General features: G+C 54.6%; 20 protein-coding genes. 16 read left to right on the forward strand and 4 right to left on the reverse strand.

Features of this window, described 5'->3' with window-relative positions; genetic code table 11:
• Positions 1-2: 2 nt before the first annotated feature.
• Positions 3-680, reverse strand: coding sequence for a response regulator transcription factor (locus ACGHM3_RS03195; RefSeq protein ID WP_345419927.1), 678 nt, complete (start codon positions 678-680; stop codon positions 3-5).
• Between the two features lie 33 nt (positions 681-713).
• Positions 714-1,127, reverse strand: coding sequence for a hypothetical protein (locus ACGHM3_RS03200; RefSeq protein WP_345419930.1), 414 nt, complete (start codon positions 1,125-1,127; stop codon positions 714-716).
• A gap of 421 nt (positions 1,128-1,548) precedes the next feature.
• Between ACGHM3_RS03200 and ACGHM3_RS03205 the strand changes: the two genes are divergently transcribed.
• From ACGHM3_RS03205 to ACGHM3_RS03275, 15 genes are all read left to right on the forward strand, one after another.
• The gene (locus ACGHM3_RS03205; RefSeq protein WP_345419933.1) at positions 1,549-2,136 is read left to right on the forward strand and encodes an LON peptidase substrate-binding domain-containing protein; all 588 of its coding nucleotides are present in this window, start codon (positions 1,549-1,551) and stop codon (positions 2,134-2,136) included.
• Positions 2,137-2,246: 110 nt separating this feature from the next.
• Complete coding sequence (locus ACGHM3_RS03210) at positions 2,247-3,500, forward strand: glutamate-5-semialdehyde dehydrogenase (RefSeq protein WP_345419936.1); 1,254 nt, start codon at positions 2,247-2,249, stop codon at positions 3,498-3,500.
• Positions 3,501-3,537: 37 nt separating this feature from the next.
• Positions 3,538-4,191: a nicotinate-nucleotide adenylyltransferase gene (gene nadD, locus ACGHM3_RS03215; protein WP_345419939.1), complete on the forward strand. Its 654-nt coding sequence runs from the start codon at positions 3,538-3,540 to the stop codon at positions 4,189-4,191.
• A 51-nt stretch (positions 4,192-4,242) separates the two neighbouring features.
• Positions 4,243-4,608: a ribosome silencing factor gene (gene rsfS / locus ACGHM3_RS03220; RefSeq protein ID WP_345419942.1), complete on the forward strand. Its 366-nt coding sequence runs from the start codon at positions 4,243-4,245 to the stop codon at positions 4,606-4,608.
• 5 nt (positions 4,609-4,613) lie between these two features.
• On the forward strand, positions 4,614-5,081 hold the full coding sequence (gene rlmH / locus ACGHM3_RS03225; protein WP_345419945.1) for a 23S rRNA (pseudouridine(1915)-N(3))-methyltransferase RlmH: 468 nt from the start codon (positions 4,614-4,616) through the stop codon (positions 5,079-5,081).
• Between the two features lie 153 nt (positions 5,082-5,234).
• Entirely contained in the window at positions 5,235-7,115 is a 1,881-nt protein-coding gene (mrdA, locus tag ACGHM3_RS03230; RefSeq protein WP_345419948.1) for a penicillin-binding protein 2, read from the forward strand.
• A 13-nt stretch (positions 7,116-7,128) separates the two neighbouring features.
• Positions 7,129-8,250 (forward strand): rod shape-determining protein RodA, encoded by a 1,122-nt coding sequence (gene rodA, locus ACGHM3_RS03235; protein WP_390518220.1) that lies wholly within the window; start codon positions 7,129-7,131, stop codon positions 8,248-8,250.
• Between the two features lie 157 nt (positions 8,251-8,407).
• Complete coding sequence (gene mltB / locus ACGHM3_RS03240) at positions 8,408-9,448, forward strand: lytic murein transglycosylase B (RefSeq protein ID WP_345419954.1); 1,041 nt, start codon at positions 8,408-8,410, stop codon at positions 9,446-9,448.
• A 5-nt stretch (positions 9,449-9,453) separates the two neighbouring features.
• The gene (locus ACGHM3_RS03245; RefSeq protein WP_390517758.1) at positions 9,454-10,344 is read left to right on the forward strand and encodes a septal ring lytic transglycosylase RlpA family protein; all 891 of its coding nucleotides are present in this window, start codon (positions 9,454-9,456) and stop codon (positions 10,342-10,344) included.
• Positions 10,345-10,518: 174 nt separating this feature from the next.
• A complete protein-coding gene (locus tag ACGHM3_RS03250) occupies positions 10,519-11,679 on the forward strand; it encodes a D-alanyl-D-alanine carboxypeptidase family protein (RefSeq protein WP_345420364.1) in 1,161 nt (386 codons plus the stop codon).
• 122 nt (positions 11,680-11,801) lie between these two features.
• Positions 11,802-12,080, forward strand: a complete 279-nt coding sequence (locus ACGHM3_RS03255) for a DUF493 domain-containing protein (RefSeq protein WP_345419957.1) — start codon at positions 11,802-11,804, stop codon at positions 12,078-12,080.
• A gap of 45 nt (positions 12,081-12,125) precedes the next feature.
• Positions 12,126-12,800 (forward strand): lipoyl(octanoyl) transferase LipB, encoded by a 675-nt coding sequence (gene lipB, locus ACGHM3_RS03260; RefSeq protein WP_345420368.1) that lies wholly within the window; start codon positions 12,126-12,128, stop codon positions 12,798-12,800.
• Between the two features lie 148 nt (positions 12,801-12,948).
• The gene (gene lipA, locus ACGHM3_RS03265; protein ID WP_345419960.1) at positions 12,949-13,929 is read left to right on the forward strand and encodes a lipoyl synthase; all 981 of its coding nucleotides are present in this window, start codon (positions 12,949-12,951) and stop codon (positions 13,927-13,929) included.
• Between the two features lie 53 nt (positions 13,930-13,982).
• A complete protein-coding gene (locus tag ACGHM3_RS03270; protein ID WP_345419963.1) occupies positions 13,983-15,044 on the forward strand; it encodes a DUF3080 family protein in 1,062 nt (353 codons plus the stop codon).
• 430 nt (positions 15,045-15,474) lie between these two features.
• A complete protein-coding gene (locus ACGHM3_RS03275; protein WP_345419966.1) occupies positions 15,475-17,544 on the forward strand; it encodes a thioredoxin domain-containing protein in 2,070 nt (689 codons plus the stop codon).
• 81 nt (positions 17,545-17,625) lie between these two features.
• On the opposite strand, the gene ACGHM3_RS03280 is transcribed toward ACGHM3_RS03275, so the two are convergent.
• Positions 17,626-18,327, reverse strand: a complete 702-nt coding sequence (locus ACGHM3_RS03280; protein WP_345419969.1) for a glycerophosphodiester phosphodiesterase — start codon at positions 18,325-18,327, stop codon at positions 17,626-17,628.
• A 37-nt stretch (positions 18,328-18,364) separates the two neighbouring features.
• A complete protein-coding gene (locus ACGHM3_RS03285) occupies positions 18,365-18,826 on the reverse strand; it encodes an NAD(P)H-dependent oxidoreductase (protein ID WP_345419972.1) in 462 nt (153 codons plus the stop codon).
• A 175-nt stretch (positions 18,827-19,001) separates the two neighbouring features.
• Between ACGHM3_RS03285 and ACGHM3_RS03290 the strand changes: the two genes are divergently transcribed.
• Positions 19,002-19,631 carry a phosphoadenosine phosphosulfate reductase family protein gene (locus ACGHM3_RS03290; RefSeq protein ID WP_345419975.1) on the forward strand — a complete coding sequence of 210 codons (630 nt, stop codon included), beginning with the start codon at positions 19,002-19,004 and terminating at the stop codon, positions 19,629-19,631.
• Positions 19,632-20,086: the final 455 nt, after the last annotated feature.

Below are 20,086 nucleotides of genomic sequence, written 5' to 3' on the forward strand. Positions count from 1 at the left end.
GATTAGGTTCGCTCTAGGGTAAAGCGGTAACCTTGGCCACGCATGGTGGCGATAGGCTTTAATTCACCGTCTGGGTCGAGTTTTTTACGCAGGCGACCAATAAACACTTCAATGGTGTTGCTGTCGCGGTCGAAGTCTTGGTCGTAAAGGTGCTCGGTGAGTTCGATTTTTGAGATCACCTTGCCGGCGTGGTGCACCAGGTATTCCAAGGTGTTGTATTCAAAGCTGGTGAGTTCCAACACCTGGCCGTTAACGCTGACGGTTTTAGCGGCGGTGTCCAAGGCAATGGGGCCGAATTCCAACACTGGGCTGGCGTGGCCAGTACTGCGACGAATCAGCGCATTAACGCGGGCGCGCAACTCTTCGTTGTGAAACGGCTTCACAAGATAATCGTCGGCGCCGGCTTCTAGGCCGGAGACTTTATCCTGCCAGTTACCGCGCGCGGTAAGAATTAAAATAGGATAGCTTTTTTGTTTTTGCCGAACCTGTTTAATCAGTTCGATGCCGTCGATTTCTGGCAGACCCAAATCAACAATGGCCAAATCGTAGGGGTGTTCCTCGGCGAGGTATAAGCCCTCTTTGCCGTCGGCGGCGGAATCGACAACATAGCCTTGTTGCTGCAAAAACAAGCACAGGCTTTCATTCAGTTGGGGTTCGTCTTCGATGACCAGTAAGCGCACTGGATGCTCCTTTCTGTGTCTAACTGTATAACGTTAGTTTTGTATTATTTGGCCGTCTACGCCAACCAAAATGTAGGTAACTTTACCCGAGGGTAATAGCATTTTAATGCGATGACCGGTTTGGGTGGCGTGTACCCGCAGCACTTTGCCGCCGGCGTGTTGTTTGGCAATAACCGCAGCTTGGCGCGAATTGATGCCCGTGGGGGTAGGGCGCGCGCGCAGATTAAACTTGTTGCTGGTGGCGCCGGCTTCGTTATCATTGCTGGTGCGCGGGTTGCGATCGGCTTGTTTGGCTGGGGCGTCGGTGTCGGTATGGCTGTCGGCGTCGGTTTGGGTATTCTGGCTAAAGGCCGCCATGGGCGTGCACAAGCACAGGGCTGCTAGCCAGCAGGGTATTCGACGGAAAAAGCGAGCGCCACGATGGCAGTGATGCAACAACACACTCATGTGGGCATCAGGGCCATAGGCGTAGGGTGGCCAGCCACGGCGTATGGTGTGGGGCAGTTGGCTGGCGGTTGTCAGTGTTGCGCTCTGTCATCTTACGTCGATAGCGTTTAAGCTTTTAACCTGTTTATGGGTTGGCGGTGCCCGGCAGCACCGTGCTGGCCGCAAATTTTGCTGAAAAATCAGCCAGAAAGTATCGTCACATCTGACTGAATGGGCGCTGAAGTGTACTGCAGCCGGGCAGGCCAAGCCTATTAGTTGGCCGCTTTTTAGTAGGCTAATTCAACACTAATAGCCGATGCAGTAACCAGATCGCCTATCTGTTAGCTAAAGGCTGTCAGTTAGAGACTGTTAGCTAAACGAATGTGCAGCCACAAACCGTATTTTAAACCCGATTTAACCCACAATTGTACGTTGATAAGCCATGGTTGAGACTTTACCCCTGTTTCCGTTAAACACGTTGCTTGTGCCGGAGGCTACCCTGCCACTGCAGATATTTGAACAGCGCTACCTGCGCCTGATCAAACAATGCCTGCGCAGCCAACAAGGGTTTGGCATTGTGCCCATTCGTGACGGTGGCGAGGTTGGGGCGCCAGCCATGATATACCAGGTAGGGGTTTTGGCCCACATCAGCGACTGGAACCAAGGTAGCAATGGTTTGTTGCACATAAAAGTAGTGGGCAGCCGCAAATTTCGCGTATTAAGTACCCAGGTGGAAGACGACCAACTCATGACCGCCGAGGTAGAATACCTACCGGAGGAAGACCCGCTGGACATCCCCGATCAGTTCAGCGGTTTGCAGCAATTACTAGAAGAGCTGCAAGAGCACCCTCAGGTAGCGGCGCTGGAGTTGCCCTTGGCGCACACCGCCAGTGAGTTGGGGTGGTTGCTCATATTATTGCTGCCGTTAACCCGGTCGGAGCAAGTGGATATGCTGGCGCAAAACGACCCCATAGAGCGTCTGCAGCACATAGCCGAATTGGTGGATCGGCTTAGCAGCGATCCGGAATAAACGATCAATACCAAGCTTTAATGCCAACTGGTTAAAAAGTGGCTACAATACGCGCCCTTTTTCGCAGCCAGCCGGATTTCGGTCAATTTTAGCAACCGAGTAGGTAGACGATGAACGTACAAGATTACATGGTACAACTGGGCCAACAGGCCCGTGCCAGTGCCAAGGTGATGGCCACCGCCACCACTGAAACCAAAAACAACGCTCTGTTGGCCATTGCCAGCGCCCTGGACAGCCAGCGGGAGGCCATTATCAAGGCCAACCAGCAAGACATGGCCGCCGGCCGGGATAACGGCTTGGATGCCGCGCTGCTGGATCGCCTAGAGCTCAACAGCAACCGCATCGACGGCATGATTGAGGGCCTGCAACAAGTGGCAGCCCTGCCGGACCCCTGCGGTGAAATCAGCGACATGTGCTATCGCCCCAGTGGCATCCAGGTAGGCAAAATGCGCGTGCCCTTGGGCGTGATTGGCATTATTTACGAATCCCGCCCGAACGTAACCATTGATGCCGCCAGCCTGTGTTTGAAATCCGGTAATGCCACGGTGTTACGCGGTGGTAAAGAGGCCTTGCACTCCAACCAAGCCATTGCCGAATGCATTGCTCACGGCCTGCAAGCGGTGGGTTTGCCCGCCACAGCGGTACAGGTGATTAACACCACCGATCGTGCCGCCGTAGGCCATCTAATCACCATGGCGGAGTACATCGATGTGATTGTACCGCGCGGTGGTAAGGGGTTAATCGAGCGCATCGCCAACGATGCCCGGGTGCCAGTGATCAAACACCTAGACGGCATATGCCACGTCTACATAGACGACCGCGCCGACCCAGAAAAAGCCTTTAATATCGCCTTTAACGCCAAAACCCATCGCTATGGTGTGTGCAACGCCATGGAAACCCTTCTGGTGCACGCGGCAGTGGCCGAGCAAACCCTGCCTCGTTTGGCCCGAGCCTACACTGAGACGGGCGTGGAACTTCGCGGTTGTGACCGCACCCAGGCAGTGATTGAGTGCCAAGCGGCCAGTGAAGAAGACTGGAGCACGGAGTACCTGGCACCGGTGCTGTCCATTAAGGTGGTGGATGACATGCAGGCGGCCATGGATCATATTGATCGCTACAGCTCCGGCCACACTGAGGCCATCGTCACCGAGGATTACACCCGCGCGCGCCAGTTTTTGGCGGCAGTGGATTCCAGCTCGGTGATCATCAATGCTTCCACTCGCTTTGCCGATGGCTTTGAATACGGCTTGGGGGCCGAAATTGGTATCTCCACCGATAAAATCCACGCCCGTGGCCCGGTGGGGTTGGCAGGCCTAACCTCGCAAAAGTGGATCGTGTTTGGCGATGGCCATGTCCGCAAGTAATCGACGCCATGGGTAGTGCCCCATACAGGATGGCCGCATGACGCGGTTGGGCTTGTTTGGCGGCACCTTTGACCCTATTCACAACGCGCACCTGCGCCTGGCGCTGGAGCTCAAGCAACTATGCCAAATAGACGATATGCGGCTGGTGCCAGCCCATATTCCGCCCCACCGCAGCACCCCGCATTGCAGTCCCCAGCAGCGCTTAGCGCTACTACGCCGTGCCGTGGAAAATTGCCCGCAGTTGGGCATAGACGAGCGCGAGCTGCATCGCCACACGCCTTCGTATACGGTGGATACCCTGCAAGAGTTGGCCGCTGAGGTGGGCTCGGAGGTGTCGCTGTGCTTGTGCATCGGTGGTGACAGCCTGGTGAATTTACCCACCTGGCATCGCTGGCAGGAGGTCTTTGAGCTGGCCAATGTCATCGTTGCGGTGCGGCCCGGCTACGAGCTGCCCAGCCAGGGGCCAGTGGCGCAGTGCTTGGCCCAGCGGCGCATTGACGTGGCGCAATTAGCGCAACATGAGCGGGGTAAGATTGCTATCGCCGACTCGTCGCTGCTGGATATATCGGCCAGCTACATCCGCCAGGAGCTGGCCGCCAGGCGCTCGGCCCAGTTTTTAGTGCCCGACTCGGTGTGGGCCGCCATTGTGCAAGATGGCCTGTATATGCCGACCAAAAACACCAAAAAATAGTGAGTTTACAGAAGCTTGCTAAACTTAAACGCAAACACACAGTGAAATTGCATGACAGATCTAAATAACATTGTTCTCAACGCCCTCGACGACCTAAAAGCCAAAGACGTAGTGCGTCTGGAGGTGGCAGAGCTAACCGACGTAATGGACACCCTGATCGTCGCCAGTGGCACCTCTAATCGGCACGTTAAATCCCTGGCCAACAACGTGGCCATGGAAGCCAAAAAGGCCGGCATTATGCCCCTTGGCGTGGAAGGCGAGGGGCCTGGCGAGTGGGTGTTGGTGGATTTCGGTGATACCGTGGTGCACGTCATGACCCCGGCCACCCGCAGCTTTTACGACCTGGAAAAACTCTGGTCCCAGGCACCGAAAAGCCGCCTGGACCAAGCCCAGGACGACGGCAGCCCAGCAGAGTAAGTGCTGTGCGTATTAAGGTGTTGGCGGTGGGCAAAAAAATGCCCGGTTGGGTACAGGCCGGTTGGGCCGAGTACCACAAGCGCTTGCCGAAGGAGGTTAAGCTTGCGCTAATAGAAATAGCGCCGGGTAACCGTGGTAAAAGCAGCAGCGCTGCCACTGCCATGAAAGAAGAAGCCGCCCGAATGTTAGCGGCGATAGAACCGACCGATACCGTTATTGCGCTGGATGTAAAAGGTCGCAATTGGAGCACCGAGCAGCTGGCAGAAAACATCGCCAGCTGGCAAATGGATGGCTTGCAAATTGCGCTGTTAATTGGCGGCCCAGATGGGATCGCACCGGAGCTGTTAGCCCAGGCCAAGCAGCGTTGGAGTTTTTCCAATTTAACCCTGCCACACCCCTTAGTGCGTGTGGTTTTGGTGGAGCAAATTTATCGCGCATTTTCGCTGTTAAATAATCACCCGTACCATAAATAGACGATTCATGAGCCATTTTTTGATTAAAACTACGAATTCCGACACCGGATTGAGTGCTCGTGCTTGCAATCGCGCCGCCTTCGCTTATGCTGTCGCAAAATTAAGCGTTACCCCCCAGCACCACCCCTATATTTACAGGCTAAACCGCCATCGATGAGTGAACCACAAACGCTAAAAGATCACTTTCGCGAGGCGAGAATTTTTCGCCACCGCGTGGCCGTGATCGTGCTGTTGATGGTGGCCCTGTTTGCGTTGTTATTAGCGCAATTTTATAACCTGCAAATTGTTCACCACGGCGATTACGTTACCCAATCCGATCGCAACCGTATTCATGTAAGGCCCTTGGCGCCCACCCGAGGATTAATCTACGACCGCAACGGAAAATTACTGGCCGACAACCGCCCCAGTTATACCTTAAGTATTATTAAAGAGCGGGTGGATAACCTTGATGAGACCTTGGATATCCTGGAAGATCTGGTCGCCCTAAGTGACAACGACCGCGAAAAATTCAAACACCGGTTGCAACAGCGTCGGCGTCCGTTTGAAAGCGTACCTCTGCGCTATCGCCTCGCCGAAGATGAAATTGCCCGCGTGGCGGTTAACGAGTTTCGGCTACCCGGTGTTGAGGTTGAGGCGCAGTTGGTGCGCTATTACCCCTACTCCAACTTATACGCCCATTCCGTGGGCTACGTGGGGCGCATTAATGAGCGCGAGCTAAAAGGCTTTAGCGAAGAGCAATACCAAAGCTACAGTGGTACTTATACCATCGGCAAAATTGGCCTAGAGCGAGAGTACGAATCCCTGTTGTTGGGTGAAGTGGGTTATCAAAACGTTGAAACTAACGCTCGCGGCCGAGTGCTGCGCGTGGTGGAGCAAACCGACCCCAAACCGGGCCAAAATCTGCAGCTGTTTTTAGACAGCGAAGTGCAGCAGGCCGGGCTCAAAGCCTTGGCTGGCCGGCGTGGTGCCATTGTTGCCATTGAGGTGGACACCGGCGGCGTGGTGGCCATGGTCAGCTCACCCAGCTACGACCCCAACCTGTTTGTTACCGGCATTAGCCACAAAGACTACAACAGTCTTACCCGCTCACGGGATTTACCCCTGTTTAACCGCGCCATTCAGGGTGAGTATCCGCCCGGCTCAACCATCAAGCCCTTAATTGCCTTGGGTGGTATGCACTACAACGTAGTTGATCCCTACAAAGCGGTATTCGACCGAGGCTTTTACCAGCTAGAGAACGAAAAACGCCGCTACCGCGATTGGAAAAAAGCTGGCCATGGGCGAGTCGATATGCGAGTGGCGATTCGCGAATCCTGCGATACCTACTACTACGATCTGGCTTATAAACTGGGCATTGATCGCCTGCACGAATTTGGCAATTACTTTGGCATGGGCCAGTACACCGGCATCGATATTCCCAGTGAGCGCAAGGGCAATTGGCCCTCGCGTCGTTGGAAGCGCGATTACCGCGGTTTGCCCTGGTTCCCTGGCGATACTTTAAACGTGGGCATTGGCCAGGGTGATGTTTTGGCCACGCCGCTGCAATTGGCGGTGATGACGGCAACTCTGGCCAACCGTGGTAAGCGCGTAACGCCGCGTTTGGTGCAGGCACGCAGCCCCCAGGCGACCAGTACCAGCCTGCAGGATGTACCCGACCAACAGTGGGATTTGGTAATCTCGGCCATGGAAGAAGTGGTCCACCATCGTTCCGGCACCGCCTATAAAGCCGGCCGGGGCATGAGCTTCCGTATGGCCGGTAAATCCGGTACTGCCCAGGTGGTCGGCATCGCCCAGGATGAAGAGTACGACAGCGAAGCCCTGGCCGAGCGTCATCGAGACCACGCCTTATTTGTGGGCTTTGCGCCGGTGGAAGACCCGCAAATCGCCGTGGCGGTGATTGTAGAGAACGGCGAGGGCGGCTCCTCCGAGGGGGCGCCGGTGGTGCGCAAGGTGATGGAGCAATACCTTAATCAGCCCATCGATTTGGCGGTAACCACCTTATCCATGAGCGGTGAGGGCCATGTCGAGCACTGATTTTATTCGGCGCATGCCTTCGGCGGCGTTGGATTTACGGCGTCCAATTAATTTTTGGACCCGCATGCACATCGATGTGCCCTTGGCCGCATTGTTGATTGTACTGACTCTCTACGGCTTGGCGGTACTCTACAGCGCTGGCGGTGGCCAGTGGTATTACGTCAAGCGTCAGGCGGTGTTTTTCTGCATGGGCTATGTGCTGATGATCGCAGTAGCCCAGGTCAACCTCGCCTTCCTAGAGCGCTGGGGTTGGGCACTTTACCTGTTTGGCTTTGTGTTGCTCATCCTAGTATTGGTGATGGGGGTGGGGGCCAAGGGCGCCCAACGCTGGCTGTCACTGGGGGGCTTTCGGTTTCAGCCCTCGGAAGTCATGAAGCTGGCCGTACCCATGATGGTGGCGGCCTACCTAGCGCGCCGTATGTTGCCGCCGTCGCTCAAATACATCGTCGCCTCCCTGGCCATGGTGATCGGCCCGGCGGTGTTAATTCTCAAACAGCCAGATTTAGGCACTGCCATCTTAATTGCTATGTCGGGGCTGATTGTACTGTTCTTCGCCGGTTTGCCCTGGCGCTATATTATCTCTGCCGGGGTTATGGTAGCGGCCAGCGCATGGCCGGCGTGGCACTTTCTGCTGCACGACTACCAGCGCACTCGCATCCTGACGCTACTCAACCCCGAGGCCGATAAACTGGGCGCTGGCTGGAATATTATTCAGTCGAAAACCGCCATTGGCTCCGGCGGCTGGCCCGGCAAAGGCTGGCTCAACGGCACCCAATCGCAATTGGATTTCCTGCCCGAGAGCCACACCGATTTCATCATTGCCGTACTGGCCGAAGAGTTTGGTCTAAAAGGCGTGCTCCTGCTCATGCTGCTGTACGGGTTGCTGTTGGTGCGCGGGATTTTTATTGCCATGAACGCCCAGCATACCTACGGCCGCTTGCTGGCGGGGAGTATTATCTTCACCTTGTTTGTGTATATATTTGTAAACATTGGTATGGTTGCAGGCCTGTTGCCGGTGGTGGGAGTGCCCCTGCCGTTTTTCAGCCACGGTGGCACCGCGCTGCTAACCTTGATGATCAGCTTTGGCCTGTTGATGGCGGTCTCCACCGAGCGCCGGAGGGTGTTGAAAAGCTAAGTTGGCTGGAACCTTTGGTGGCCTTCGGGATTCATAGCCAGGGTGCCGAGCAGCTCAACAACGAGTGCAGCGAGCAGTGCAAAAAGCATCGCTAGCAACCGTTCAACAATAAGCCTAAGGGCAAACAACGATAAGTAAGTGAAGTCCAGGAGTCGAAGTGAAATTACCTATTCCTAACCGTATTGCTAAGTGTCTGTTAACTGCCCTAGCGACTACCGCCGTGGCGGCGGCCAATGTTCAGGCTGACAGTTACCAAGCTCACCCGCAAGCCAAACAGTTCATTGATGAAATGGTTAAAGAGCAAGGCTTCGACCGGGGACAGTTGGAGGCGTGGTTTAGCCAAGCCGAACGCAAAGATTCCATCCTCGAGGCCATTGCTAGGCCGGCGGAGCGGGTTAAATCCTGGAAAGATTACCGTAAGATCTTCGTAACCCCTACCCGCATCGAGCAGGGCGTTGTGTTTTGGAAAGAAAACGCCGACATTCTGGCCAAAGCTAGCGAGCAGTTTGGCGTGCCGGAAGAAATCGTCGTTGCTATTTTAGGCGTAGAGACCCGCTATGGTGCCCACAAGGGCAGCTACCGAGTCATAGATGCGCTGTCGACCCTGGCCTTCGATTATCCGCCGCGCTCCAAGTTCTTCCGCAAGGAGCTAAAAGAGTTTTTGCTGCTGGCCAAAGAGCAGGGCAAATCGCCCATGGATCTCACCGGCTCCTACGCCGGCGCCATGGGTTATGGCCAGTTTATGCCCTCCAGCTACCGCGCCTACGCCTACGATTTTAACGACGACGGCTTCACCGATATTTGGGCCAGCACCACCGATGCCATTGGCTCCATTGCCAACTACTTTGTGCGCCACGGCTGGAAGGCCGACCAGCCCGTCGTAGTGCCATTGAAAGCTGAGGCCAAGCACGACACCAAGCTCATCGATGACAATCTAAAACCCAGCCGCAGCTTAAGTGAAGTTACCTCGGCCGGTTACCTTCCGCTGGTGAAAATGGCGCTGCCAGACCCGGTGCGGGTCATCGAACTGGATGGCGCTAACGGCAACGAGTACTGGTTGGGGATGCATAACTTCTATGTCATCACCCGTTACAACCACAGCACCATGTATGCGCTCAGCGTGTTCCAGTTGGGTCAGGCGGTGGCCGAGGCCTACCAAGCCGAACAGGGCTTGGCCAGCACCGGCGCGGAAGGATAATTACCGTGGTAGCGTGGCGAGGATGGTGTATCAGTGCTTTGGTGCTTGGCGTGGTTGGTCTGGGCGGTTGCGCCTCTTCCGGCGATAAGTACCAAGCCTCACGTTACTCCCAAAAACACGACAGCGCTCCCAGCCTGGCGCCGTCGGTGGACCATGTGCAAGATGCCGTGCCCATGCCGGAGATACGCACGGCCGCCGGCAACAAGAGCCCCTATGTTGTGCTGGGCAAAAAGTACCGAGTGTTAGAATCAGAAATCGGCTACAAGAAGCGCGGCGTAGCCAGTTGGTACGGCTCTAAATTCCATGGCCACGCTACGTCCAATGGTGAAATCTACGATATGTACGCCATGACAGCGGCGCACAAAACCCTGCCCATTCCCTCCTATGTGCAGGTCAAAAACCTGGCCAACGGCAAAACAGTGATTGTGCGGGTAAATGATCGCGGGCCTTTCCACGGCAATCGCATCATTGATCTAACCTATGCCGCCGCTAAAAAGTTGGACTATCTCGGCCAGGGTACCGCCCAGGTGGAGGTTACCGCCATTGACCCGGTAGCTTGGCAAAAACAAAACGCTGCGCGCTTGGCGGCAGCTGAAGCTCGCCGACCCGCCCAGGCCAGTGCGGTTAACGCTCAAACAACCAGCGCCAGGGTGGCCAGCCTGCCAGCCAATACCTACCTGCAGGTAGGAGCCTTCAGTAACCAGCAGGCGGCGGAGCACCTGCGCGATCAATTAATACAATGGCTAGAGCACCCGGTACGGGTTAGCCCACCCGGTGCTGCTACCTCACTGTACCGCGTGCGTGTTGGCCCGGTGGCCGATACCGGCCAGGTAAGCAAAATTCGCTCTTTGTTGGCGAGAAACCGGCTGGCTGCTCCGCACCTGGTGTACGAATAAGAATCGCCAGATGTTCAGCGAAATTTCACACAGGCTGATATAATCTGCGCGCTTTTAAAAGCGCAACCTGCCCGTAACGCCTCGGGCTCATCACACAGATAACCCATTCAATCACTTCAATCCAGCGTTGATAATTTTATGCACGGCTCTCACAAGCACCCCTTTCTTTCATGGATGTATACACTGGTTTTAGTGGCCAGCTCGCTGCTGGCGATGCCGGCCCTGTCGGCGCCCAGCATCATCCCTGCACCACCACAGTTGGCGGCAACCAGTTACCTGCTGGTGGACGCTGCCACCGGCAAAGTACTGGTGGAACACAATGCCAATGAGCCGCTGCCTCCGGCCAGCTTAACCAAAATGATGACCAGTTATATCGTGTCTAATGAGATTCACGAGGGGCACATCAATGGCAGCGATATGGTGCCCATCAGCGTTAAAGCCTGGCGCATGGGCGGCTCTAAAATGTTTATCCGCGAAGGCACCCAGGTGCCGGTGAACGAACTGCTGCGCGGTGTGATTATTCAATCGGGCAACGATGCCTCGGTGGCGCTAGCCGAATACGTAGGCGGCAGCGAGGGCGCCTTTGCCGAGATCATGAACCAGCAAGCCCAGGTGTTGGGCATGTACAACTCCCAGTTCAAAAACGCCACCGGCTGGCCGGCGGAGGGGCACTATACCACGGCCTTCGATCTGTCCTTGCTGGCGCGCGCGCTGATCAACGATTTCCCCGAGCACTACTCCATCTACGCCGAGCGCGAGTTTGCCTACGGCGCGCCGGGGGAAGAGGTGATTACCCAATCCAACCGCAACCGCTTGTTGTTCCGCGATAAATCCGTCGACGGCATTAAAACCGGCCACACCGAAGCTGCGGGCTATTGCCTGGTGGCCTCTGCGGTGCGTGACAACATGCGCCTGATCTCCGTGGTTATGGGTACCCGTACCGAAGCGGCCCGGGCCGATGAATCGCAAAAATTGTTGGCCTACGGATTCCGATATTTCCAAACCACCACGGCATTGGATGGTGGCACTGAGCTTGCCAGCCAGCGCGTATGGGGTGGTAAGGCAGATCAAATATCTCTGGGCGTGCCCGACGATATTCAGCTGACCATTCCCCGAGGCAGCGCTGATAAAATCAAAATCGAAACCCTGCTAGAAAAAGACACCAAAGCCCCCATCGAGCAATATCAGCCGCTGGGCCGTGTAGTGCTAACTTTGGAAGACGAAGTGCTGGCCGAAGAGCCATTGGTTGCCTTGGTGGCGGTGGACGAAGCCGGTTTCTTTGCCCGCATGTGGGATAACGTACAGCTGTTTGTACTGGATTTGTTCTCCAGTTAACACCGCCCCACAAGGCAAATAGAAGAAACCTAAATGACGGACATCTAAACACCTACATTAGAAACACAGCGCGAAACGGCAGGGAGGCTGTTTCTGCTTATCAACCAAGCTTCGGAGCGATTGTGAGCGACGATCCCAACAAACCGCCTAAAATAGAGTTCCCGTGCCCCGATTACCCCATTAAGGTGATGGGCACCTCCGGGCCGGAATTACACACCCTAGTGGTGGAGGTGTTCACTCGCCACGCCCAGGATTTTGACGCCCAGTGCATCACCGTGCGGGACAGCTCAAAAGGCACGTTTCAGTCGCTCACGGTGACCATTGAGGCCACCGGCGAGGCGCAGCTACAAGCCATCTTCGACGACCTCAAAGTCAGCCCCTTAGTAAAAATGGTGCTGTAGGCGGTGGCGCCAGCGCAAACCGCCGACAATGACGGCAGCCCCGAGGTGCCCGATCTTGTGGTACGACGTGTTGGCCTGGTGGATTACGCGCCGGCCCACCGCGCCATGTTGGATTTTACCGAGCAGCGCAGTGCCAACACCGCCGACGAGTTCTGGCTGGTGCAGCATCCCCCGGTGTACACCCAGGGGCAGGCGGGTAAGGCCGAGCATTTGCTCAACCCCGGTAACATTCCCGTGGTGCAAACCGAGCGTGGCGGCCAAGTGACCTACCACGGCCCGGGGCAGATTGTGCTCTACCCGTTGTTGAATCTTAAACGCCTTAAAATCGGCGTGCGCGATTTAGTAACCGCACTGGAAACCAGCATTGTGCAGTGCTTGGCCCACTACGATATTGAAGCCTACCCAAAAGCCGATGCCCCCGGTGTGTATGTGCAGCGGCAGGGGGTAGAACATAAAATCGCCTCTTTAGGTTTGCGCGTGCGCAAGGGCTGTAGCTTGCACGGCCTAGCGTTGAATACCGACATGGATTTGGCCCCGTTTTTAGCCATCAACCCCTGCGGTTACGCCGGATTACCCATGACCCAGGTTGTGGATTGTCTGCCTGGTGAAAAAAAAGCCAGTTTTGACGACGTACAAGAGCATCTATGGCAGAGCTTGTGGCGTAATTTGCGTTACAATGGCTGGCAAGAGGCCAATGGCCTGCCTAATTTGAACCAATAGGCCGCCGCTTTGAGTCAGTGGTGGCCCGGGCACAGGGAAGTGCCGCCAAACTCAGCGCGATTACGCCTGGGTTTGTAGGGGCAAAACCGCATTTTTTGCTCCAACTGCGCCAACGCGGTTCAGGATAAATACCAATTAGAGAGACATAATGACCAGCAAACCTGAGATAGAACCGGTCAAGCGCACCACGCGCCACCGCCAGGGCGAGAAATTACGCAACGCTGATAAGGTGGAGCGTATTCCGGTAAAAGTGATAGCCACCGATGACATGCAACGCAAACCGGATTGGATTCGCGTGCGCCTGCCTGCCTCCCCGGATGTGGAGCGCATTAAAAAGATTTTGCGCAAAAACGGGTTATCCAGTGTTTGTGAAGAGGCCAGTTGCCCCAACTTGGGCGAGTGCTTCAGCGGTGGTACCGCCACCTTTATGATCATGGGCGATATTTGTACCCGTCGCTGCCCATTCTGCGACGTGGGTCATGGCAAGCCCAATCCGTTGGACGAAGGTGAACCCGAGCACCTGGCCCAGGCCATCGCCGAAATGCGTTTAAAATATGTGGTAATTACCTCGGTTGACCGAGACGACCTGCGCGATGGCGGGGCCGGTCACTTCGCCGAATGTATCCGTCTGTCACGTAAGTATTCGCCCAGCCTGCAGGTCGAAATTCTGACTCCGGATTTTCGAGGCCGTAAAGAAATAGCCCTGGATATATTGGCAGCAGAGGCACCGGATGTGTTTAACCACAACCTGGAAACAGTCCCCCGTTTGTACCGCCAAGCCCGCCCAGGTGCCAACTACAAGTGGTCTTTGCAAGTATTGAAAGAGTATAAAGCCCTGCGCCCGGATGTAAAAACCAAATCCGGTTTAATGGTTGGCCTTGGCGAAACCAAAGAGGAAATACTGGCCGTCATGCAAGACATGCGCGATCACGATATCGACATGCTCACCATCGGCCAATACCTACAGCCCTCGCGGGATCATCTGCCGGTGGATCGTTACGTTCACCCAGATGAGTTCCAAGAGTACACCGAGCGCGCCGAAGAAATGGGCTTTGTCCACGCTGCCTGTGGTCCGCTGGTGCGATCTTCCTACCACGCCGACAAGCAGGCCCACGGCGAAGCCATATAACTTAGAACCGGTGGCGGGCTTGCCCGCTGCCTGCACACTGCTTGTTCGGTATTATGGTTAAGCTGCCTTGCTCCTTCTCTTTACTGCTGTTGTTGCTGTGCCTAGCGGGGTGCCAACCGAAAGAACCGGTGGACGCCATGTTGGCCGACTACCAAGGTCGGCTGGCTCGCACTCTCGACGTAGATTCGTCCCCCGTTGGCGAACACCCCCTGCCACGCTACCCCTCTCGGCGCGAACTGTCCCAAGCGCTTACCCCGGTAAAAATCGATTTATTGGAGTTTTTACGTCTCAGCCAATGTGATTTGCAGCGCTTGGTGGGCAGCCGCAACGCCAGTCTTGGCCGGGTGATGAGCCACTCCCAGCGTTGGCTCTACGAGGCCCGGTTTTTAACCACCGGCGACCTGTGCCTACAACTATTACTGCGCGACCCAGAAAAAGTAGAGATGCAGTCGATACTGCAGCAGGCTCTGCAACAGAAGCGGGCCGAGCGCCAGCGAGTCACCTGGAACGCCACCTTTGCCAGCCTTGAATTCCAATCGTTGTTTTCCGCCGCGGGCCAACCGCTGCCGTTGCTCAGCCAGCGCCCCAGTGAGCTGGTGTCGGCGCTGCAGCAGTTGCGTTGGCAGGTGCAGCGCTGGCACAGCACCGACGTCGCCCCAGAGGCGAATTTTGAGCAGCTCTACCAAGTATTGGGTGCCGATAATTGGCTGGGCCAGCTCGCCTTAACCCTGGTAACCGTTAATAACCGGCTACAGACGCTGAACACTATTCAGCAGCAGCGGTTACAGGGCAGGGCGCTGTGCTTTAATGCGCGCTCCAACCCCGATGCCGAAGCCATGAATACCGTGTTCTTTAAATACTATATTGGCCAGGTGCAGCCCTATTTGGCGCGCGTCAGCCAGTATGGCACCGCGGTAATCAATGAAATGGCCGGCCTGGCGGCGCTGTCCGCGGACGATTCTGCCGAGCAGCAATTGTGGCGGCAGTATTGGCAGGCCGTATTCGACCCCACTGACGACAATAGCCAGTGGTCGCAAATGCAACGGTTGCTGGCCCAGCACACCAAACACTGGCAGCAGCAATTGCAGCAGTGCGGTTTAATGCCTACGCGTTAAAAGATACTTGCTTGCTAAAAAATCTCCACGCGGTAATGGGTATCTAAAAATTTATACGATTTTAGGAGGTAATATAAGCTGCGTTGCAATATTACGAAAAATTCTACGCCACCCCGGCTGTGAATCATCCATCAACCAACCAAGGGCCTTCCATTTTTTCAGTTTTCGCGTAACTTAGGCGCACTAAAACAGTGAGTGTGGGTGCCTGTGTTAATTTCGGCGCCGGTTTTTCACGCCGGCTCAGCGTGCTAAAGTTACGCGGACGGCAAAATAATAAAAGGACGATTTTACGGGGGAAACGGAGCGCCCTGCGGCAACGACTACCCTATGATTAGCAGTATTCAACTAATCAAGTAACAAAACACCCACCCGCATAGGTGTCAACACGGCGGCAAGGGTTGCAGGAAATACGGCAGGTATGATTTCTCCGATGAACGTTCTAGCTGAACAAACCAGCCCCTATTTACGTCAGCACAAGGATAATCCTGTCAATTGGCAAACGTGGGGCCCCAAGGTGCTGCAAGCTGCCGTCCAAGCCGATAAACCCATATTCCTCTCCATTGGCTACAGCACCAATCACTGGTGCAAAGTGATGGCCAACGAAACCTTCTGCCATCCCCACGTGGTTAACGAACTCAACGAGCATTTTATCTGTATTAAGGTTGATCGTGAGGAGCGGCCCGACCTAGACGACATTTACCAAACCGGGCATCAGTTGCTGTGCGGCAGTGCCGGCGGATGGCCGCTGTCAGTATTTTTATGCCCGCACACGCAAATGCCCTTTGTGGTGGGTACCTATTATCCGCCGGAGTCCAACAGCGTACAGTTGGGCTTCGTCGATCTGCTTGATCGAGTGTTGAATTTTTACCACGGTGACCGCGAACAATTTAAACTAATGATCGACCAGGTGCGCCAGGGTTACCGCGAGTTAGAACAGCCGCCTAAGTTTGCCGAAAACGTGCCGAGCCAACCGTTACAGCCGTTTAAGCAGGCGGTAGAAAACATTTTAAACGAAGCCGACCGTCGTTACGGTGGCTTTGGCCCGGCCCCCAAATTTGCCTTGCCCTTTAAATTGCAGCGGCTGTTGTCAGTCAGCCGAGAGTCCACCGGTTTGGCTCAACGAGCCCATCGGCAATGCCATTTAACCCTGATGATGATGGCCCGTGGTGGCATTCGCGATATCGTTGTGGGCGGCTTTTTTCGCTACGCCACGGACAACAGTTGGTCCATCCCACATTTCGAAAAAATGCTTTACGACAACGCCTCGTTATTGCCGGTGTACGCCGAAGCGTCCCGGGTGATGCAATCCTCCATGTACGCCAAAACCGCCCGTGGCATTGCCCATTGGATGTGTTCCGAAATCTCTAACGGTGAAGGCGCATTTTTCAGCTCCCTGGATTCCGACAACGCCATGGGCGAGGGTGCCTACTACTGTTGGCAGACCGATGAGCTGCGGCAGGTATTGACCGACCGGCAGTTCGAGGTGATGACCATTTTATGCAAGTGGCAGGGCATGCCCAATTTTTATGGCCTGTGGCATCTGCAATTGGTTGGCCGCGTGAGCGAGGCGGTGGAGCAACTGGATATCACCACCGAAGACGTGCAAGTGGCCTACCGAGATGGCATTGCTCGCTTAGCGGCGGAGCGCCGCAATCGGCCGCAGCCGGCCCACGATGAGAAGATTCTGGCCTCCAGTAATGCTTTGGCCGTGCGCGGCTTGGCCATTGCAGGCCGACTGCTGAATGACCCATTGATGATTAGCGCCGCCCTGCGCTGCGTGGATTTTATAACCCACCATTTGTGGCAGGATAATCGTCTCTACGCCACCTGGTGCGATGGCACTGCCGGTGTACTGGGCTTTTTAGACGACTACGCCTACACCATGATTGCCTTGCTGGAATGCCTAGAGGCGCAGTGGCGAGAACAAGATTATCAACTACTGATCCAAATCGCCGATACTCTGTTGGCGTTGTTCACCGACGAAGTCGAAGGCGGGGCACTGTTCTACACCAGCAACGAACACGAAGTATTGGCTCACCGCTCCAAACCCATCATCGACCGTGTTATTCCCGCCGGCAACGGCGTTGCTGCCCAGGCGCTGGCCCGGCTGGGATATTTGGTGGCCAGTGATGAGTACCTCAACGCCGCAAAGGCCATTGTTGAACATCTTTGGCCCTCGGTGCAGCACCAGCCAGACTTGCACGATAGCCTCTTGCGAGCCCGTGAGGAATTGGATTTCCCATTGCAGGTAATGCTCACCGGCCCAGATGCAGGCCAGTGGCAGGCGGAGTTAATCGCCCGATATATTAATCGCGTACATTGCTTTGCCGTGGTGGAGGAGCCCTGCGACGACGCCCCCAGCCAAATAGAAACCAAGGCCTTGTTCTGCGTCAGTGATGCCCAGCTACAGTTTGAAACCCTGGCCGATCTTACCGCCGCCATCGATATGGCATTGATGGAACAACCGGTGACCACTGGAGACACTGCGTCGCAGAGTTAAGTGTTTTTCGCGCGCTAACTTGGCAAATTTATGACACTGAATTTAAATCCTTTTTTCGCCTCGCTAATGTGACAACGTAAGTTATCCAATAAATTTACTGGGGTAGTCGGTAAATATCCCGTCCACTCCCATGTCGGCCAGCTGCGCAAAATCGTCTGCCTGGTTCACGGTATACACCCAAGCGTTAATGCCTTTTTTGTGGCAGTCGTCAATCAAAGCTTGGCTGATAAATTCCAAACTAAACCCTAAGAATTGGCACCGCAGTTGTTCTGCCTGGTGCGCAAGGTCTGCGGGTATCCCGCAAATTAATAACCCCCGTGGCAACTCTGGAAAATGATTCAAACAGTACACCAATTGTGGTTGGTCAAAACTAGATACCACAAAATCCTTGGGCACGTTTGCGCCTGCGTTAACGCGCTGTTGCAATAATTGGCACACCGCCGTGGCACAGCCGGGGCCTTTTAATTCAATATTTAACAGAGCCTGGCCATTAATTAATTCCATAATTTCCAATAGCGTGGGCACTTCAAAGCCGTGGGTGTCGGCCTGCTGTTTTAATTCGGCGACAGTGCAGTCGGTTATTTTTTTGTCGTTGTTCGTAAATCGGCTTAGTCGTCTGTCATGAAATACAATAAGTTCGTTATCCACCAGCCATACGTCAATTTCGAACGCCTGTGCCCCCTGGGCCAAACTGTTTTTAATGGCGGCGAGCGAATTTTCCTTTTTAAAATCACCGGCGTGGCCGCCGCGGTGCGCTATGCACAAGGGTTTGCTGCGTTTCATATTTATCCTGCAGATTGATCGTTAAAAAATTTATGCATTAAAAAATACCGGCCTCAAGGCCTGCGGCAAAGGTGGTGCCCAGGGTTTCGCACTGGCTAGAAAAATCGCTTTGCCAGGGGCCTCGGCACAGAGTGGTTGGCAGCACAAAATTCCATTTTAAACCGGTGCAGATGGTGTCTACGGCGCGCTGGGTGCCGGTGCCGTCGTGGCCGGCGCGAATATACAGCGCGGCGGGTTTACCCTGGCAAGCTTCTAAGCATGGGTAATAAATGCGGTCAAAAAAATCTTTCAATGCGCCGCTCATATAGCCCAGGTTTTCGGTGGTGCCCAAGATAATACCGTGGCACTGTTTTACCGCTTCAGCATCAGTGTCAAACGGAGACAACCATTGGCATTGAATGCCACTGATGCCCGGATGCTGGCAGCCGCGTACTACGGCTTGGGCCATAGTGCGGGTGTTCTCTGAGGGGGCATGTGCAATTAACAAAATGTTTTTCATAACTAATAGTTAGTTTGGGTAGCTAAAAAAGTCTAAAAATTGCGCAATTTTGCGTCTAGGCTTGGTTATAAAGCGAAAATCATAGTGCTAGACTAGCCGCTATTACATATGAGGCCAAAAGTATTAACCGCTGCGCCACTGGCAGGGTAATGGCCTTATTTCGGAGAACAAAATCATGATCGACCTAGATATCAAACAAGTCAACGAACGCCTACGCGGCGCGCGGCCAGAAGAAATTGTACGCTGGGCATTGTCGCTGGATCGTAAAACCGTGCTGACCACCAACTTTGGCCCGTTCGAAGCGGTGCTGCTAAACATGGTGTACGAGCAAGCGCCGGGCATGCCAGTGATTTGTATCGATCACGGTTACAATACCGAGGCCACTTACCGCTTCGCGGCGGAACTCTCCGAGCGCCTGAAGCTAAATACCTTGTACTACACGCCCAAGGTCACCGCCAAGCGTCGTGAAGTCACCATGGGTGGTATCCCGGATATCAGCGATACCAAAGCCCACGATGAATTTACCCACGAGGTTAAGCTCGAACCTTTCGCCCGTGCCATGGGCGAGCACCAGCCCGAGGTGTGGTTGACGGCTATTCGTAAAGAGCAAACTCCGTTTCGTGACTCGCTGGACATCGTTACCGTGGATGGCAAAACCGGCCTTATCAAGGTTGCGCCGGTGTTCTACTGGAGCGAGCTCGATATGGAAGAGTATCTCTACGAAAAAGACCTGCGCAACGAAGACGACTACTTTGACCCAACCAAAGTGCTTAAAAACCGAGAGTGTGGTTTGCACGTGGGCTAAATTTAAGTTAGCTCCAGAGCAAGAAAACGGCGGCCATTGGCCGCCGTTTTGCGTTTGGCGCTGGGAAATCCTTTTGTTACTTAGGGTAACAAATTGGTTTTTGAAGTATCGGTTGGGGCTTGTGATTGGTTTTGGAACACCGCCAAAACACTCTGATTAAGAAAAAAAACTACAAAAAATCGAGGTTGTTCCCACCTTCAAAATACCGAAAATCCTTATTTTTCATGGCATTAGCAGTTATTTTACCGCCGGCCATCGAAAACAAACGGTATTTTTATTGACTTTTTTGATTCTCTAGCTGGCGGGATTGGCATTTGTGTAGTAAAGTTACAAACGTAATCACAATTTCCTTGGGGCGGCGCGATTTGCATAACCGAACTTAAGGGTAGGGATTACGCCATTTGTCGTTTACTCCGGGCGGTTTGCCCGCACTTTTATCGCTCTCACTTTGAGGA

This window comes from Halioxenophilus aromaticivorans (assembly GCF_042850945.1).
GTDB classification, from domain to species: Bacteria; Pseudomonadota; Gammaproteobacteria; order Pseudomonadales; family Cellvibrionaceae; genus Halioxenophilus; species Halioxenophilus aromaticivorans.

Excerpts from the sequence above, each read along its gene's own strand:
- nadD (WP_345419939.1), top strand. The coding sequence starts at position 3,538 with ATGACGCGGTTGGGCTTGTTTGGCGGCACCTTTGACCCTATTCACAAC.
- ACGHM3_RS03270 (WP_345419963.1), top strand. The coding sequence starts at position 13,983 with ATGGTTAAGCTGCCTTGCTCCTTCTCTTTACTGCTGTTGTTGCTGTGC.
- ACGHM3_RS03290 (WP_345419975.1), top strand. The coding sequence starts at position 19,002 with ATGATCGACCTAGATATCAAACAAGTCAACGAACGCCTACGCGGCGCG.
- ACGHM3_RS03280 (WP_345419969.1), bottom strand. The coding sequence starts at position 18,327 with ATGAAACGCAGCAAACCCTTGTGCATAGCGCACCGCGGCGGCCACGCC.
- ACGHM3_RS03200 (WP_345419930.1), bottom strand. The coding sequence starts at position 1,127 with ATGAGTGTGTTGTTGCATCACTGCCATCGTGGCGCTCGCTTTTTCCGT.
- ACGHM3_RS03250 (WP_345420364.1), top strand. The coding sequence starts at position 10,519 with ATGTATACACTGGTTTTAGTGGCCAGCTCGCTGCTGGCGATGCCGGCC.
- ACGHM3_RS03285 (WP_345419972.1), bottom strand. The coding sequence starts at position 18,826 with ATGAAAAACATTTTGTTAATTGCACATGCCCCCTCAGAGAACACCCGC.
- ACGHM3_RS03210 (WP_345419936.1), top strand. The coding sequence starts at position 2,247 with ATGAACGTACAAGATTACATGGTACAACTGGGCCAACAGGCCCGTGCC.
- mrdA (WP_345419948.1), top strand. The coding sequence starts at position 5,235 with ATGAGTGAACCACAAACGCTAAAAGATCACTTTCGCGAGGCGAGAATT.
- ACGHM3_RS03205 (WP_345419933.1), top strand. The coding sequence starts at position 1,549 with ATGGTTGAGACTTTACCCCTGTTTCCGTTAAACACGTTGCTTGTGCCG.
- rsfS (WP_345419942.1), top strand. The coding sequence starts at position 4,243 with ATGACAGATCTAAATAACATTGTTCTCAACGCCCTCGACGACCTAAAA.
- rodA (WP_390518220.1), top strand. The coding sequence starts at position 7,129 with ATGCCTTCGGCGGCGTTGGATTTACGGCGTCCAATTAATTTTTGGACC.
- ACGHM3_RS03275 (WP_345419966.1), top strand. The coding sequence starts at position 15,475 with ATGAACGTTCTAGCTGAACAAACCAGCCCCTATTTACGTCAGCACAAG.
- lipA (WP_345419960.1), top strand. The coding sequence starts at position 12,949 with ATGACCAGCAAACCTGAGATAGAACCGGTCAAGCGCACCACGCGCCAC.